Below are 16,225 nucleotides of genomic sequence, written 5' to 3'. Positions count from 1 at the left end.
CGCCGTTGGGATGCACGGGCGATGACCGGCGGCACTGCCGGACGGTCATCCCCTGCCCTTGTGCCTGGCCGCAGCCCGGCCCGGCCTGCGGCTGCACCGGCGCGGGCCTGCTCAGGCCATCGGCTGGGCGATGTCGGCAATGCGGTAGCCGGCACTCTGCACGGTATGCAGCAGCGGACGGTCGAACGGCTTGTCGATGATCTTGCGCAGGTTGTACAGGTGGCTGCGCAGGGTGTCCGAATCCGGCAGGCCGTTGCCCCAGATCTCGCGTTCGATCTCCTGGCGGGTGACCACGCGCGGCGATTCGCGCATCAGGATGGTCAGCAGGCGCAGGCCGATCGGCGACAGCTGCAGCTCGGTACCGGCACGGGTGGCACGCATGCTGACCGGATCGAGCACCAGGTCGGCGACCTTCAGCACTTCCGAACCGACCTGGCGACGCTCGCGGCGGATCAGCGCGCGCAGGCGGGCTTCCAGCTCCTGGATCGCGAACGGCTTGGTCAGGTAGTCATCGGCGCCGAAACCGAGGCCGGTGAGCTTGTCGTCCAGCGTGTCGCGTGCCGTGAGCATCAGCACCGGGGTGGACTTGCGCGCATCGTTGCGCAGGCGACGGCACACTTCGATGCCATCCAGGCGCGGCAACATCAAGTCGAGCACCACGACGTCATAGCTGTTCTCCGCCGCAAGGCGGTAGCCATCCAGGCCGTCCTGTGCATAGTCGACTTCGAAGCCGCGACCTTCCAGGTATTCCCCGATCATCTCGGAGATGTTGCGGTTGTCTTCGACCACCAGCACCAAGCCGGAGGTCTCCTTCGTCTGACGCATGTGATTCCCTCTAACTTCAGCTTTGTGAAACATGCCGGATCGACGGTGGACGCGATGTGAAGTTCCGTCAAGAGGTAAACAAACGGTTCAGAGCAGCGGTCTGAGCAGCGGCCAGACGTTGTCCAGCACCTTCGGCTGCGCCTGTGCGGTCGGGTGCAGCCCGTCGGCCTGCATCATGCCCGGCTGCAGGGCCACGCCCTCCAGCAGGAAGGGCAGCAGCGGCACCTTGTACTGCGTGGCCAGCGCCTTGTAGGCCGCCGCCAGGCGCTGGCGATAGGCTGGCCCGTAATTGGGCGGCACGTCGATGCCCAGCAGCAGCACCTTGGCACCGGCCTTCTGGCTGGCCTGCACCATCTTTTCCAGGTTGCCCTGCACCTGCGCCGGGGTCAGCCCGCGCAGTGCGTCATTGCCGCCAAGGGCAATCACCACCACGGTCGGCTTTTCCCTCGCCAGCAGGCCCGGCAGGCGGGTCAGTGCGCCGGCGGTGGTCTCCCCGCTCATGCTGGCGTTGACGATGCGCGCCGGTGTTTTCGACTGCTGCCTGACCCGCTGCTGCAGCAGGCTCACCCACCCGGCGTCGGCAGGGATATTGTGGGCAGCACTGAGGCTGTCGCCGAGCACCAGCACGGTGCCGGCCGGACCTTTGGCACAGGCCAGCCCGGGCAGCAGCAGGAACCCTAGCAGCACCATCATCGCGCCGGCTCGCCGGCTCCATCCCGTCTTGCGCATTGGAGTCTCCTCATCGACAGCCTGTCCCCCCGCAGCGCGTCCGTTGCCATCGCCGTCGACCAGGTCGGCAAATCCGTGCAGGGCCCGGAGGGTGAAGTCCACATACTGGACAACATCACCCTGACCGTCCATGAAGGGACCAGCGCGGCCATCGTCGGCGCCTCCGGTTCCGGCAAGACCACCCTGCTCGGCCTGCTGGCCGGGCTGGACCTGCCCAGCCGCGGCCGCATCGCGCTGGCCGGCCAGGACCTGGCGGCGCTGGACGAGGAGACCCGCGCCCAGCTGCGCGCGCGTGAGGTCGGCTTCGTGTTCCAGAGCTTCCATCTGCTGCCGGCACTGACCGCCGCCGAGAATGTCGCGCTGCCGCTGGAACTGGCCGGGCGCGAAGACCGGGCGCGGGTCGAAGAAGTGCTGGCCCAGGTCGGCCTGGCCCATCGCGCCCGCCACTATCCACGCCAGTTGTCGGGCGGCGAGCAGCAGCGCGTGGCACTGGCACGTGCCTTCGTCACCCGCCCGCGCATCCTGTTCGCCGACGAACCGACCGGCTCGCTGGACCACGCCACCGGCCAGCACATCAGCGACCTGCTGTTCGAACTCAACGCCGGCAGCGGCACCACCCTGGTGCTGGTCACTCACGACCTGCGCCTGGCCCAGCGTTGCCAGTACATCCACCGCATCGACGACGGCCGCCTGCTGCCGGTCGAGCGTGGGGCGCAGGCATGAACCTGCTGCGGCACGCGTGGCGCGCGCTGCGCCGCGAGGCGCTGGCCGGCGACCTGCTGACCGTGTTCGCCGCGCTGGTGCTGGGCGTGGCGGTGATGACCGCGGTCGGCACGCTGGTGAACCGGGTCAACCTGGCACTGACCGGCAGCGCAGCGGAAATGCTAGGCGGCGACCTCGGCATCGCCGGGCGCGATGACCCGCCGCAGGCGTTCGCCGACGAGGCGCAGCGGCGCGGACTGGCCTACACCCGTATCGCCAGCTTCGGCAGCGTGCTGTTCAACGGTGATGCCAGCCAGATGGCCAGCATCAAGGCGGTGCAGGCGGGCTATCCGCTGCGTGGCACGCTGCGGGTGCGGGCCACGCCCGGCGGCGCCCTGATCGACAACGCCGGCATGCCGGCCAAGGGCCAGGCCTATGCCGACCCGCGCCTGCTGCAGGGTCTGGGACTGAAAGCCGGTGACGACCTTGAATTCGGCGCTGGCACGCTGCGCATCGCCGGCATCATCGAGGCCGAGCCGGATACCGGCGGCGACCTGCTTACGCTTTCCCCCACCCTGCTGGTCAACCGCGCCGATGTGGAAGGCACCGGCCTGCTCGGTCCGGGCAGCCGCATCAACTACCGGCTGATGTTCGCCGGAGCAGCAGAGCCGATCGCGGCACTTCGGCAATGGCTGCTGCCGCAGGTGAAGGGCCTGCGCCTGCTGAGTGTGGACGACACCCAGCGTGGCGTGCGCCAGGCCTTCGACCTGGCCGGGCGCTTCCTCGGCCTCAGCGCGCTGCTGGCGGTATTGCTGGCCGGTGTTGCCACGGCGCTGGCGGCGAACCGCTTCGCCCTGCGCCGCATCGACCAGGTGGCGATCCTGCGCTGCCTGGGCGCGCGCCAGCGCGACATCCTGTCCGGTCTGGCACTGCAGCTGCTGATGCTGGCGGTGCCGGCCTGCGCACTCGGCATCGGCCTGGGCATGGCGGCGCAGGAAGGCCTGGTGCAGGTGCTGGGCAGCCTGGTGCCGCAGCGCCTGCCGCTGCCCGAGGCAATGCCTGCGCTGACCGGTGCCGGCATCGGGCTGTTGCTGCTGTTCGGCTTCGGCCTGCCACCGCTGCTGCGCCTGCGTGGGGTACCGCCGATGCGGGTGCTCAACCGCTCCTTCGCCGCCCTGCCGCCGGCCTCGCTGCTGGCCTACGTGGCTGCCCTGGCGGCCAGCCTGCTGCTGGCGGTGCAGGTCACCGGTGATCTCAAGCTGGCGCTGTGGGTGCTGGGCGGGTTGGCCGCGCTGGCGGTGGCGGCCGGCGTGGTCGGCTTCGTGCTGCTGCAGCTGCTGCGCGGCCTGCAGCATCGCCTGCATGGCCACTGGCGGCTGGGTCTGGCCGCGCTGACCCGGCGCCGGATGCTGGCGGTGATGCAGCTGGTGGGGCTGTCGCTGTCGCTGTGTGCGCTGTTGCTGCTGGCGGTGACCGGCCCCGGCCTGCTGCAGCAGTGGCGCGAGCGACTGCCCGCGGATACGCCGAACTACTTCCTGATCAACATCCAGCCCGAACAGCGCGACAGCGTGCTGGCCGCACTGCGTGGACTGGGCGCCAACGACGCCAGCATCGAACCGATGGCCACTGGCCGCCTGATCGCGATCAACGGCAAGCCGCCGCTGCGCGTGGACCGCTCGCCGGAGCAGAACGGGCAGCCGGCACAGGGCGAAGGCCAGCGCGATGACGACGACGAGAACCGGCCGTTGAACTTCAGCTGGCGCAACAGCTTCCCGCCGGCCAACACACTGGTCAACGGCACCTTCTGGAAGGCAGACAGCACCGCCGCCGAAGCCTCGGTGGAAATCGGCTGGGCCAAGCGCTACGGCGTGCATCCCGGCGACCGCATCACCATTGCGGTGGGCGAGCAGGAACGCGAGTTCACTGTCACCAGCGTGCGCAAGGCCGACTGGAACACTTTCCGTCCGAACTTCTTCGTGCTGCTGAACCCGAATGCGGTGGGCGATACGCCACACAACCTGCTGTCGGCATTCCATCTACCGGCCGGCAAGGCCGCCGGACTGGGCGAGCTGGTACGCGCGCAGCCGAACCTGTCGCTGCTGGACGTGGACGCGGTGATCTCGCAGGTGCGCGATGTGATGGAACGGGTGGCACAGGCGGTGCAGCTGGTGATGGTGTTCAGTCTGCTGGCCGGCGTGCTGGTGCTGCTGGCCGCGCTGCAGGCCACGGCGGGCGAACGGCGCTACGACAGCGCGGTGCTGCGCACGCTGGGCGCGACCCGGCGCCAGCTGCGTGGCGCGGTGCTGGTGGAATTCGGTGCGCTGGGCACGCTGGCGGCGTTGCTGGCGGTGGGCGCGGCCGCTGCGATCGGCGTGGTGGTTTCGCAGAAGGTGTTCGAGCTGCCGTTGCTGCCGCCGTGGCCGGGCCTGCTGATCGGCGGCGTGGTCGGCATCGGCTTGAGCCTGCTGGCAGGCTGGTGGGGTACGCGGGCGATCCTGCATACGCCACCGGCACTGGCCCTGCGCGAAGCCTGACGCGATCGTGACACGCTCGGGTGGGGCGCTATGCTGCGCGCCCCACCCGATCAGATCGTCCGGAAGCGCGGAACGTTGCTCCCGCGCTCCCGATGTTCAAGGAATGAAGATGAAACACAGCCTCTGCCTGCGCATCCTTCTGGCCAGTTCCCCGCTGCTCGGTGCGATGCTGCCTGCAGACGCCCGCGCGGCGGATGGCTATGTTCCTGACGCGGTGCAGGCCTTCGTGCTGGAAACGGTGCTGGCCGATGAAGCGCAAGCCTTCCTCGAGGGCCACCCGACCTATCTGGTTCCGGCCAGCGTGTCACGCACGCGCAGCGATGCCGGCGTGGTGGCCGACCTGCGTGCTGAGTTCGACCGGTTCTACCGGGGCCAACCGAAGCCGAGAAAGGAAGTGGCGCACATGGCGATCCTCGTCGCACAGACCGCGCTGCTGCTGCCGGACCGTAGCGCCTGCAGCACGGATCGAGTGCGTTGCCACCAAGCTGTCATGGGCGTCCGCACCCGCGATGACGAGGCCAGCCTGCAGGCTACCCTGCGTGCCTTCCAGGACGCCGGGCTGGACCTGACCACCTTGAGTGGGCCGGCGTCCTGAGTGCATCGCATCCACGCATGGCATGGATGCAGCGCGCGATCACCGATGGAGAGCGTGCCGAGCAAGCTCGGCACCTACCAGGAGCGGATATCTGGCACGGCACATCCACATCACGCATGGATGCAGCGTGCGATCAGCGATGGTGAGCGTGCCGAGCAAGCTCGGCACCTACCAGAAGCGGATATGCGGCACGGTAGATCCACGCCATGCGTGGATGCGGTGTGCGATCACCGACGAAGAGCGTGCCGAGCAAGCTCGGCACCTACCAGGAGCAGATATCCGGCACGGCACATCCACATCACGCGTGGATGCGGTGTGCGATCACCGGCGAAGAGCGTGCCAAGCAAGCTCGGCACCTACCGGAAGCAGGGGTTGGTAGATCCACGCCATGCGTGGATGCGGCTCACAACGCCTGCTGCTTTGCCCAAGCCACGGTCGTATCCATCGCACGCTGCATTCCCGAAAGCGTTGTGAACACGCAGAGCTCGTCCTTGGCATTGTCATCCCCTACCCGGTTGTGGACTTCGGTGTAGTCCGGAGGGCTTTCGAAAATGACGATACGGACGATGTTGCCGCTGATCAGATGCTTGGCGGAAAAAATGGGGTTGGCTTCGCGGTCTTTCGTACCATCGACGAAGAACACGTTGTAACGCGGGCTGCGGAAGTCTTCAGCACGCAGATTGGCCGCCTGGATGCCGGCCGTGAACGCGTCGAGGAAATGCTGTTCGAGACGATCATGGACTTGCGGATCGGACAGGTAGGTTTCGAACACCTGGCGCTCTTCCACGAGCATCAGCGAACCTCATTTTCGACCAATGGAATCGCAAAGACACGAACCACGTCGTGACCTGGGGGACCATCAGTGCGGCTCTCGCAGAAGCGAAAGCCGGCGAGCATGCCAGCATCTTCGAACACGGAGCGCACGATGTCGATTTCAGCCGAAGCCGCCCTGTCGGATTCGTGCCGACGGTGGCTCCCGAACGCAACCCCTTCGGGGCCTGGATAATAGAAGACGCTTGGAAGCAGGATGCCCTCTTGCGCGTGCAGCTCGAAGTCGGTGAAGCTCAATGCGAGGAACATCTTCGCATCGGCTGAATCGCGTGCACGACCGGAAATGCGGACTGTTGAAAGCACGTGATTGCAGAGACTGAGCAGATAGGCCGAGGTCCATCGAGGCCCAAGGCGCTCCAGCACTCCATCAATCCGACTCAAGCGCGAGACAAGTTCCACCTCCTCGAAGTCGTCGATTTCGAGATGGAAACTGTCGATGTCGTCGCAGGCTTCGCCGGACAGCAGTTGGCTGCAGATTTCGGAGAGTTTCATCGACCGGCATGATCATGGGCGGAATGAACCACCCACCCTATCGCACACCCAACCTCCGAGCGGAGGTTTCGAGAGAATGTGGCGAATTACGTCAAAGCGATACGCATCAGGCGCCATGTAACGCGACCCCGAGCATGGATGCCACGTGCGATCACCGGCGAAGAGCGTGCCGAGCAAGCTCGGCACCTACCAGAAGCGGATACGCGGCGCGGCACCTGACCAGAGGATCCGCGCCATGAGTCGAGCAGGGCTCGGCTTACTGGGCCTTTTCCACGTACTTGGCGAACACGTCGTCGATCTGCTTGTCCTTCACCTTCTTGCCGGCCTGGATCTCTTCGGCCTGGGTGAACATCGGGATGATCATCGCCATGCCGTCGATCTTGGTCTTCAGGTGCACGCCCGGGGCCTGGCCGAGGAAGCCGTCCCAGCGCTGGCGCACCTTGGCCCAGTAACCGGCGGTGGCCTTCCAGTAGTTTCGCGCCGGGGTGAAGTCGACCTCGGTGGTCTTCACGTAGTCGTTGAAGCCGAACTCGCGGGCGATCTCCACCTGGCTGCCATCGGCGTTGCGCTGCACCTTGGTGTTGAACTGCTCGTGGGTCCAGCCGTTCGGGGTCAGCGTGTGGCGGTTGATCACGGCCAGCGCGTTGTAGTCACTGCGCTTGGTGTACTCACGGCGCGGCAGCGGACGCCAGCTCAGGTCGCTGGTCCAGCTCGGCACGTTGTTGGTGTAGGTCCACGTGCCGGTGCCGCAATAGCGCGGTGCGTCGCTCACTTCGTATACGCACTGGGTCCAGGCGCCCTGGTTCACCGCCGCCGGAATGCTGCGCACCTTCCAGGTCTGGTCGGCACTGAACTCGAAACGGTTCGGTGCTTCGTACACCCAGTCCTGGCGCCAGTGCTTGGTGATGTGGCCGCTCTTCTCGTCCAGCAGCAGGTGCTGCAGCACGATGCGCTTCGGCGTGTCTTCGACCACGATGACCACTTCGCTGCCACCGCTGCGCATCGCCGGCGCGCGCTCGTAGCCCGGCTTCAGCAGCACGGTCTCGTCGAAGGCGAAGTCCACGGTGTACTCACCCTGCATGGCAAGGATGCTGTCGTGGTCACGGGCGATATCGGAGGGCTGCGCGCTGGCCACGCCGCTGGCGGCGAGCACAAGCAGGGCGCTGGCTGTCTGGAGCTTCATCGGGGTCTTCCTTCGGGGTTGCAGATGCGTTGAGAGGCCGTCCGTGGCCGACAGGCGTTCCATCAGGAGTGGGTCACAGGCGGATCAGCGGCAGGTCGCCGGGAATCCGCGGCGCCGGACGCCGCGCGACATCGGCACAGCAGCAATCGTCGATTGCCAGCTCGCCTTCGGCACCTTCCAGCCGTGCAATGCGGCGCGCGGTGGCTGCGCCCAGCGAGGACAGGGTCGACAGACTGGCGGCCAGCGTGCGGCCATCGTCGGCGGCATGCAGGCGCAGCGCGCACAGGCGCCAGCGCTGGCCACCCAGATGACCGGCCAGGCGCCGCCACAGGCGTTCGCCGACGCTGCCATCGCTGTCGTGCTCGGGCCCCGGCGGCAGCGCAGCCACCAGCCGGTCCCAGGCCAGGAAGTCGCTGTCCGGCAGCAGGTACAGGCGCCACACGCAGCGGCCGCGGCCATCGAGGAAGCACAGGCTTTCGCGCAGGCCTTCGCTGTCCACGCCCTGGCAGGCATGCACGCGTACGGCCTGGCGCCAGCCGCCCAGCTCGTTGCCGTCGGCGTGGTACAGGCACAGCACGGTGCCGAGCGTGGCCAGCTGTGCCGGGGTCGGCCAGGCCGCGCTGTACGGCGCGGCGATGGAGTCATTCCTGCGTGCGGACAGTGCTCGGCTCATGAGGTCACCAGGAAACGGCAAGGCTGGCGGAGAAGGTGCGGCCCGGGCTGCTGAAACGATCGCTCAGTGCGCGATTGGTGATCAGGCTCGGAGTGATGGACGACCATTCGATGTAGCGCTTGTCGGCCAGGTTGAACACGCCGACATTGAAGGTCGCACCCGGTGCGAAGTTCCAGTGCGCCATCAGGTCCAGCACGCCGTAGCCGGCCGGCTGGTAGACGAACGGCGCCGGTGCGTTCGGATTGGTCTGCGCAGCAGGCGGCGGCAGGCGCTTCTTGCGCTGCACGAAGGTGCCGGCCAGTTCGACGCCCCAGGTATCGGTGTCGTACATCAGGCCCAGCGTGCCACGCAACGGATCGACCGAGGCCAGCGGTTCGTCATCGGTCCGGTTGTCACCACGCGACCAGGCCAGCGCACTGCGCAGCGCCCAGCCCTTCAGCGCCGGGCTGAGTTCACCGAACTCGATGCCGGCCTTCATTTCCGCGCCATAGATGCGCGCGTCGGCGATGTTCTGCGACTGGAACACGGTCAAACCCTGTGCGTTGCGGCCGGTATCGACGTTGGACTGGATGAAATCCTTGTAGTCGTTGTAGTAGCCGCTGACGCTGACGTACGCCGCCGGCGCGATGAAGCGCAGGCCCAGTTCGTAGCCGTCGCTGGTTTCCGGCTTCAGGTCCGGGTTGGCGATGGCGGTGTAGCCGAAGGCCACGTTGGTCAGGCCGATGTTGACGTCGTTGTACGGCGGCGAGCGGAAGCCACGCGCATACCCGGCGAACAGCGACCACTGGTCGGTGAAGCGCCAGACCATGCCCAGCTTCGGCGACACGCTGGTCTTCTTCAGCTGGGCCACGGCCGTGGTCGGGTTGTCTTCGGCGAAGATGCTGTCCACTTCCGGCTTCAGCTCGTAACGGTCCACGCGCACGCCCGGCACCAGCGACAGCTTGCCGTCGGCCAGGCGCATTTCATCCTGCGCGTACAGGCCCAACTCGGTGGTCTTGCTGATCGGGAAGTCACGCACCGGGAAGGTGTCGGGGGTAACGATGTTGCTGACCACACCGGCACGGTTGACCTGGTAGCCGTCGCGCTTCTGGCGGATCTCGGTACGGGTGCCTTCGAAGCCGTAGGTCAATGCGTGCTCGACGCTGCCGGTGCTGAACGCCTTGTTGAACTGCGCCTGCAGGCCAAAGGCATGCTGGTCGAAGGAGAACACGCGGTGACGGCGGCTGCCGTCGGTGCGGGTCTCGTCGGTCTGCTGCCGCGTTTCGCTGTTCTGCGCATACACCTGCCAATGCAGGCTGTCGGCGAACGGCTGGTCCAGCGCATCCATTTCGTGGGCAAAGGACACGCGGGTTCGCTTCTGCGTGTCGTGGGACTTCATGCCAGTAGCCGCAGCCATCGCGCCGGGGCGCGGTGCAACGCTGGCAATCGCCGACAACACATTGGTATCGGTGGTGTCTTCGTTGCCTTCCACGGTCAGGCGGAAGCGCTGGTCTTCGCTCGGTGCATAGACCAGCTTGCTGAGCAGGCTGCGGCCATCACGATCCTGCGGATTGGACGCGGTGCGGGTGTCGTTGTCGCTGCGCACCGTGCCCTTGTTGTCCGTTTCCTGGCCCTGGTGGTGGTTGACGTTGACCAGGCCGCTCCAGTGGTCGCCACCAAAGGCGGCGGTGGCACCGCCGAGCAGGCCCTTCCACTCACCGTCGTAGCCGAACTTCAGGCCGAAGTAGCTGTTCTTGCCGTCCTTGAGGTAGTCGGCCGGGTCCTTGGTGACGAACGCCACCACGCCGCCCAGTGCATCGGAGCCGTACAGCGAGCTGGCCGGGCCGCGCACGATCTCCACGCGCTTGAGCGTATCGAGGTCGGTGAAGTTGCGGTTGGAACTGGCGAACGAACCGATGTCGAACCGGGTCGGCATGACGATGCCATCGGTCTGGATGCGCACACGGTTGCCGTCCAGGCCACGGATGCGGAAACCATCCAGGCCGAAGCGGGTCGCGCTGCGGGTGACCGACAGGCCCGGCTCGTAGCGCACCAGATCCTTGATGTCCTGCACCAGGTGCCGGTCCATCTGCTCACGGTCGATGACGTCCACGGTGGCCGCCACGTCACTCACGGCCCGCTCGGTGCGGGTGGCGGTGACCTGCACCCGATCGAATTCGCGCGCATCAGGCGCAGCGGTGGCAGCAGCGTGGGCGGACAGCGGCAACGCCATCCAGACAGCAAGACACAGGGCGGTATGGCGGGTCATCAGGTTCATTCGGTCAGGCAGGGGAACCCCCGGTTACCGGCACACCCGGAAGGTGCACGCGGTAGACCGAGGGGGAGAGAGCGGGAGCGGACGGGTCGCCCACCCTGTCGGCGCTGCCGGCAGGAGGGAGGGAGGCGGGCGACCAGGCCGCGATTACTTGGTCAGGATCAGCTTGTCGTTGCTGGTGTGCCGCAGGCGATAGAAGCGGTCGCCGTGCTGGATCAGGATTTCACGACGGCCCTTGAGCAGGGCTTCGCTGTCGATGACCTCTTCCGGCGGAACGACGCGGACCGGGCGATCGCGGAGGGTCAGCGTTTCGGGGCGCAGCAGTACAGGTTGAGCATTCATGAGCATCTGGACTCGTGCGAGGGACGAGTTAAATGATAATGATTCTCAGTTGACAATCAACAACCATTCTCAATTTCATTGATGAGATTAATGATCGAATTCTGAAATTCGATAGATTTCATATATTGAAAGGTGGGGGGCACACGGCTTTTGTAGAGTCGAGCCACGCTCGACTGCTCTCGCGCCGTCGCCTGGAAATGCCCGCGCTACGTGCGGAGTCGAGCATGGCTCGACTCTACAAAGGCCCGACCACCCTGGAGTCGAGCGTGGCTCGACTCTCCAAAGGGTTGTCAGGCGAAGACGGCTTCGACCTGGGCCCAGCCGGCCGCATCGACCTGCGCCAGCACGTCCAGCGCCTGCAGGTTCTGCAGCAGCTGGCTGACCCGGCTGGCGCCGAGGATCACGCTGGAAACGTTCGGGTTGCGCAGGCACCAGGCGATGGCCAGCGTGGCCGGGGCATGGCCGAGCGCGCGTGCCACCTCGCTGAAGCGCCGCACCTGGCCCAGGCGGGCCCCGGCGTCGGCCCCCAGCACCAGGTCCTGCAACCACTCCATGCCTTCCCGCCCCAGCCGCGCATCGGCCGGGATGCCCTGGTCGTACTTGCCAGTGAGCAGGCCCGAGGCGAGCGGCGAGAAGATGGTGGTGCCCAGGCCGGCACCCGCATACAGCGGCGCGTACTCGACCTCGACCCGCTCGCGGTGCAACAGGTTGTACTGCGGCTGCTCCATCGACGGGCCCTGCAGGTTGCGCGCCTCGGCGATGTCCAGCGCCTGCTGGATCTGCGCCGCCGACCACTCCGAGGTGCCCCAGTAGAGGATCTTGCCCTGCCGTACCAGGGTATCCATGGCGTGCACGGTCTCGGCGATCGGCGCGTCCGGATCCGGGCGGTGGCAGTAATAAAGGTCCAGGTAGTCCACCCGCAGGCGCTTGAGCGCGGCATGGCAGGCGTCGGTCACGTGCTTGCGCGACAAGCCGCGCTGGGTCGGCCGCGGGTCCTTGGCACTGCCGAAGAACACCTTGCTGGACACGCAGAAACCGTCGCGCGGCAGGCGCAGGTCAGTGATCACGTCGCCCATGACCTGTTCGGCACGGCCGTTGGCATAACCCTCGGCGTTGTCGAAGAAGTTGACGCCATGATCCCAGGCGGCGGCCACCAGGTTGCGGGCCTCATCGCGCGGGACCTGGTCGCCGAAGGTCACCCAGGCGCCGAAGGACAAGGCGGAAATCGGCAGGCCGGTGGAGCCCAGGCGACGGTATTGCATGCGAATCTCCTGCTGCGGGCCCGCATCCGGGCCGGGATCGAACCCCATTCTACCCGCCGCCGCCAGCCGCAAGCCCTTGCCGTTGCTGGCCTGATCGGTACCGTTGGCCGCGCACACGCTGCTTTTTCTTGCCCCGGCCCCTGCCCTGCACTAGGCTTCCCGTTTTTCGCGACGCCCCAGGGGAGTCACTCACATGGTCGAAGGTTTGGGCAGGATCGGCTTCGGCCTGTTCGGGTTGGCGGTGCTGATCGGCATCACCTGGTTGTTTTCCAATAACAAGCGCGCGGTTGACTGGAAGCTGGTTGCCACCGGTATCACCCTGCAGATCGCCTTCGCGGCGCTGGTGATCCTGGTGCCGGGCGGGCGCGACGTGTTCGACGCACTGGGCAAGGGCTTCGTCAAGATCCTCAGCTACGTCAACGAGGGCTCGGGCTTCATCTTCGGCTCGTTGATGGACACCAAGAACTACGGCTTCATCTTCGCCTTCCAGGTGTTGCCGACCATCATCTTCTTCTCTGCGTTGATGGGGGTGATGTACCACCTCAACGTCATGCAGGGCATCGTGCGCGTGATGGCCTGGTCGATCACCAAGGTGATGCGCGTGTCCGGTGCTGAAACCACCAGCGTCTGCGCCAGCGTCTTCATCGGCCAGACCGAGGCGCCGCTGACCGTGCGCCCGTACATCGCCAGGATGACCCAGTCCGAGCTGCTGACCATGATGATCGGCGGCATGGCCCACATCGCCGGCGGCGTGCTGGCGGCCTACGTGGGCATGCTCGGCGGTGGCGACCCGGCGCAGCAGGCCTTCTACGCCAAGCACCTGCTGGCGGCCAGCATCATGGCGGCCCCGGCCACCCTGGTCGTGGCCAAGCTGCTGATCCCGGAAACCGGCACCCCGCTGACCCGCGGCACGGTGAAGATGGAAGTCGAGAAGACCTCCAGCAACATCATCGACGCGGCCGCCGCCGGCGCCGGTGACGGCCTGAAGCTGGCGCTGAACATCGGTGCGATGCTGCTGGCCTTCATCGCCCTGATCGCGCTGCTGAACGCCCCGCTGACCTGGATCGGCGATGTGACCGGCCTGGCCGCTGCCATCGGCAAGCCGACCAACCTGTCGACCATCTTCGGTTACGTGCTGGCCCCGATCGCCTGGGTGATCGGCACCCCGTGGGCCGATGCCACCACCGTCGGTTCGCTGATCGGCCAGAAGGTCGTGATCAACGAGTTCGTGGCCTACACCGAGCTGTCGCAGATCGTGAACGGCCAGATCGCCGGCGTGAGCCTGTCCGAGGAAGGTCGTCTGATCGCCACCTACGCGCTGTGCGGCTTCGCCAACTTCAGCTCGATCGCGATCCAGATCGGCGGCATTGGCGGCCTGGCCCCGGAACGTCGCCACGACCTGGCCAAGTTCGGCCTGCGCGCGGTGTTGGGCGGTACCATTGCCACCTTCATGACGGCGACCATCGCCGGCGTGCTGACGCACTTCAGTTGAACCCTTGGTTGAGAAAAGATTCCCTATGAGCAGCAGTGTCGTTGTCGTCGGTTCCTTCAATGTCGATCACGTGTGGCGGTGCGAGTCGCTGCCGGCACCGGGTGCGACCATTGCCGGCCGTTACAGCACCGGCCCCGGTGGCAAGGGCTTCAACCAGGCCGTGGCGGCCTGCCGCGCCGGTGCCGACACGCACTTCGTGTGCGCGCTGGGCGACGACGCTGGTGGCGCCACCGCCCGTGAGCTGGCCGCGCAGGACGGCTTCGGTCTGATCGCCGAAGCCAGCAGCGAACCGACCGGCACCGCCGGCATCTACGTCGATGCCCGTGGCCGCAACACCATCGTGATCGGACCGGGTGCCAACGCCGCGCTGAGCACCGACTTCCTGCAACAGCAGCAGGCCCTGCTGACCGGCGCCAAGGTGGTGCTGGTGCAGCTGGAATCGCCGGTGCAGACCATCGAAGCGGCACTGGCCACGGCCCGCGAGGCCGGCGTCACCACCGTGCTCAACACCGCACCGGCCGACGCCCCCTCGACCATCGGCCTGCTCAAGCTGGCCGATGTGATCACCCCGAACGAAACCGAGTTCGCAGCCCTGCTCGGCCGCCATGTCGGTGAGCGCGTGGATGCCAATGACGTCGCCGCGCTGGACGGTGCCAGCCTGCATGCGCTGTGCCGCAAGCTGGTCGGCAACGGCACCGTGGTGGTGACCCTGGGTTCGGTGGGTGTGTTCGTGTCGCATGCCGATGAGAACCTGCGCGGCGATACCCAGCCGTACTACCGCGTGGGTGCCGAACAGGTGCAGGCGATCGACACCACCGGTGCCGGTGACGCCTTCAACGGTGCGCTGGCCGCGTCGCTGGCGCAGGTGGCCGACGCCCCGTTCGCCCGCCACGTGCGCTTCGCCAACCAGTTCGCCGGTCGTTCGACCGAGAAGGAAGGCGCTGCGGCGGCGATGCCGCGCTTCACTCCGGCCGACGTGGAAGTGAAGTAGATCCACGCCATGCGTGGATGAACGAGCCCGGGCATGCAGATGCCCGGGCTTTTTCATGGGCGGTCCGCGCGCGGCGCGGATCTACTGCCAGCGCCGCAACAGCAGCCCCGCTGCAATCGCCAGCAACGCCACGGCAGCAGCCACCACGCCCAGCGTGTCCAGGCCCCAGCGTTCGATCGCACCGCCGCCGAGCAGCGCGCCCAAGCCGATTCCGGCGTTGGCCGCGGACACATTCAAGGTTCCCGCCAGCGCCTGCGCCTGGGGCGACGCACGCATCACCCGCACCTGGCACAGCGGGAACAGCGCGGTGTGCGCCACGCCCCACAGGGCCAGTGCGATGAGCACGAACGTGCCGTGGCCGGCCAGGCCGACACTGGCCAGCATGCCCAGCGCCAGCACCGCGCAGAACACCAGGGTCGCGCCCAGCGGCGCACGATCGATCCAGCGCCCACCCAGTGCATTGCCGATCAGCCCGACGGCCCCGAAGCCCATCAGCCACCAGCCCACCTGTGCCGCCGGTACCTGCATCAGCCGCTCCAGTACATCGGCCAGATAGGTGTAGGCCGCAAACATCGCGGTGAACACCAGCACCGACAGCAGCACATGGCCCAGCAACGGCGGCTGGCGCAGCACTCGTGCCTGTTCGCCCAGCGCGCGCCGCGGTCCGGCCACGGTGTCCGGCATCCACAACGCCAGCGCGCCGGCCATCAACAGCGACAGGGCCGCCAACAGCCAGAAGCTGCCGCGCCAACCGAGGGCGTCGGCGGCCAACGTACCCAGCGGGATACCGAACAGCATTGCGGCGGTAATACCCAGGTAGACGCGCGCGACCGCACGACCGCCCTGCCCTGCAGGGGCCAGCTGCGCAGCAGTCTCACTAGCGGTGCCCCAGAACACCGGCAGGGCCAGTGCCGGCAGCACCCGCGCCAGCGCCAGCAGCCACGGCTGCGTGGCCATCGCAGCCAGCGCGTTGGAAGCCGCGAACAACAGCAGGATGGTCACGAACAGGCGGCGCCGGCCGACGTGTGACAGCAGCGCGGTCAATGGGGGCCCGGCCAGCATCACGGTGAACGCGAACAGGGTGACCAGCTGCCCGGCACGGGCGATGCCCAGGCCAAGGTCGCGCGCCAGCGCGGGCAACAGGCCGACGATCAGGAATTCGGTGGTGACGATGACGAAGGCGGACACCGCCAGCAGGACGACCGAAAGACGTGCGCGAGCGTTTGCGTGGACAGCGGCCACGGTGGAATCGAGGGTGGACATGAGCGGGCATCAGGACAGGGGCCGCCAGCCTATTTCCTCCCTGAACTCCGATTACTG

15 protein-coding genes are annotated in these 16,225 nt (G+C 67.0%); 5 read left to right on the top strand and 10 right to left on the bottom strand.

What is annotated here, in order from left to right; genetic code table 11:
• Window positions 1-111: 111 nt before the first annotated feature.
• Both ACZLIB_RS03575 and ACZLIB_RS03570 read right to left on the bottom strand, forming a co-directional pair.
• Window positions 112-825: a response regulator transcription factor gene (locus ACZLIB_RS03575; RefSeq protein ID WP_002811889.1), complete on the bottom strand. Its 714-nt coding sequence runs from the start codon at window positions 823-825 to the stop codon at window positions 112-114.
• 87 nt (window positions 826-912) lie between these two features.
• Window positions 913-1,554, bottom strand: a complete 642-nt coding sequence (locus tag ACZLIB_RS03570) for an arylesterase (RefSeq protein WP_478469196.1) — start codon at window positions 1,552-1,554, stop codon at window positions 913-915.
• A gap of 75 nt (window positions 1,555-1,629) precedes the next feature.
• Between ACZLIB_RS03570 and ACZLIB_RS03565 the strand changes: the two genes are divergently transcribed.
• The 3 genes from ACZLIB_RS03565 (at window position 1,630) to ACZLIB_RS03555 (ending at window position 5,385) form a co-directional block, all read left to right on the top strand.
• On the top strand, window positions 1,630-2,277 hold the full coding sequence (locus tag ACZLIB_RS03565) for an ABC transporter ATP-binding protein (protein WP_100437902.1): 648 nt from the start codon (window positions 1,630-1,632) through the stop codon (window positions 2,275-2,277).
• Complete coding sequence (locus ACZLIB_RS03560; RefSeq protein ID WP_478469194.1) at window positions 2,274-4,790, top strand: ABC transporter permease; 2,517 nt, start codon at window positions 2,274-2,276, stop codon at window positions 4,788-4,790. The genes ACZLIB_RS03565 and ACZLIB_RS03560 overlap by 4 nt, the downstream gene beginning before the upstream one ends.
• A 109-nt stretch (window positions 4,791-4,899) precedes the next feature.
• The gene (locus ACZLIB_RS03555; RefSeq protein WP_478469193.1) at window positions 4,900-5,385 is read left to right on the top strand and encodes a hypothetical protein; all 486 of its coding nucleotides are present in this window, start codon (window positions 4,900-4,902) and stop codon (window positions 5,383-5,385) included.
• 403 nt (window positions 5,386-5,788) lie between these two features.
• Here ACZLIB_RS03555 and ACZLIB_RS03550 read toward each other — a convergent pair whose 3' ends face one another.
• From ACZLIB_RS03550 to ACZLIB_RS03520, 7 genes are all read right to left on the bottom strand, one after another.
• Complete coding sequence (locus ACZLIB_RS03550; protein ID WP_032129931.1) at window positions 5,789-6,178, bottom strand: hypothetical protein; 390 nt, start codon at window positions 6,176-6,178, stop codon at window positions 5,789-5,791.
• A complete protein-coding gene (locus ACZLIB_RS03545) occupies window positions 6,178-6,708 on the bottom strand; it encodes a hypothetical protein (protein ID WP_182267281.1) in 531 nt (176 codons plus the stop codon). Before ACZLIB_RS03545 ends, ACZLIB_RS03550 begins: the two co-directional genes overlap by 1 nt.
• Before the next feature lie 256 nt (window positions 6,709-6,964).
• The gene (locus ACZLIB_RS03540; protein ID WP_032129933.1) at window positions 6,965-7,891 is read right to left on the bottom strand and encodes a DUF6607 family protein; all 927 of its coding nucleotides are present in this window, start codon (window positions 7,889-7,891) and stop codon (window positions 6,965-6,967) included.
• 73 nt (window positions 7,892-7,964) lie between these two features.
• Entirely contained in the window at window positions 7,965-8,564 is a 600-nt protein-coding gene (locus tag ACZLIB_RS03535) for a Hemin transport protein (RefSeq protein WP_478469191.1), read from the bottom strand.
• Between the two features lie 4 nt (window positions 8,565-8,568).
• Window positions 8,569-10,812, bottom strand: coding sequence for a TonB-dependent hemoglobin/transferrin/lactoferrin family receptor (locus ACZLIB_RS03530; protein WP_428999677.1), 2,244 nt, complete (start codon window positions 10,810-10,812; stop codon window positions 8,569-8,571).
• A gap of 153 nt (window positions 10,813-10,965) precedes the next feature.
• The gene (gene hemP, locus ACZLIB_RS03525) at window positions 10,966-11,160 is read right to left on the bottom strand and encodes a hemin uptake protein HemP (protein WP_005412278.1); all 195 of its coding nucleotides are present in this window, start codon (window positions 11,158-11,160) and stop codon (window positions 10,966-10,968) included.
• Between the two features lie 290 nt (window positions 11,161-11,450).
• On the bottom strand, window positions 11,451-12,422 hold the full coding sequence (locus ACZLIB_RS03520) for an aldo/keto reductase (RefSeq protein WP_478469189.1): 972 nt from the start codon (window positions 12,420-12,422) through the stop codon (window positions 11,451-11,453).
• Window positions 12,423-12,615: 193 nt separating this feature from the next.
• Here ACZLIB_RS03520 and ACZLIB_RS03515 point away from each other — a divergent pair, with 193 nt between their 5' ends.
• Window positions 12,616-13,914: a NupC/NupG family nucleoside CNT transporter gene (locus ACZLIB_RS03515; protein ID WP_049399786.1), complete on the top strand. Its 1,299-nt coding sequence runs from the start codon at window positions 12,616-12,618 to the stop codon at window positions 13,912-13,914.
• 25 nt (window positions 13,915-13,939) lie between these two features.
• Complete coding sequence (locus ACZLIB_RS03510) at window positions 13,940-14,905, top strand: ribokinase (protein WP_132809230.1); 966 nt, start codon at window positions 13,940-13,942, stop codon at window positions 14,903-14,905.
• Between the two features lie 81 nt (window positions 14,906-14,986).
• Here ACZLIB_RS03510 and ACZLIB_RS03505 read toward each other — a convergent pair whose 3' ends face one another.
• On the bottom strand, window positions 14,987-16,168 hold the full coding sequence (locus ACZLIB_RS03505) for an MFS transporter (protein ID WP_478469188.1): 1,182 nt from the start codon (window positions 16,166-16,168) through the stop codon (window positions 14,987-14,989).
• Window positions 16,169-16,225: the final 57 nt, after the last annotated feature.

The sequence above is a fragment of the Stenotrophomonas sp. 220_Sma genome, assembly GCF_056487375.1.
The sequence above is the reverse complement of the archived record's forward strand: the minus strand, read 5'-3'. Positions and strand labels throughout refer to the sequence as shown.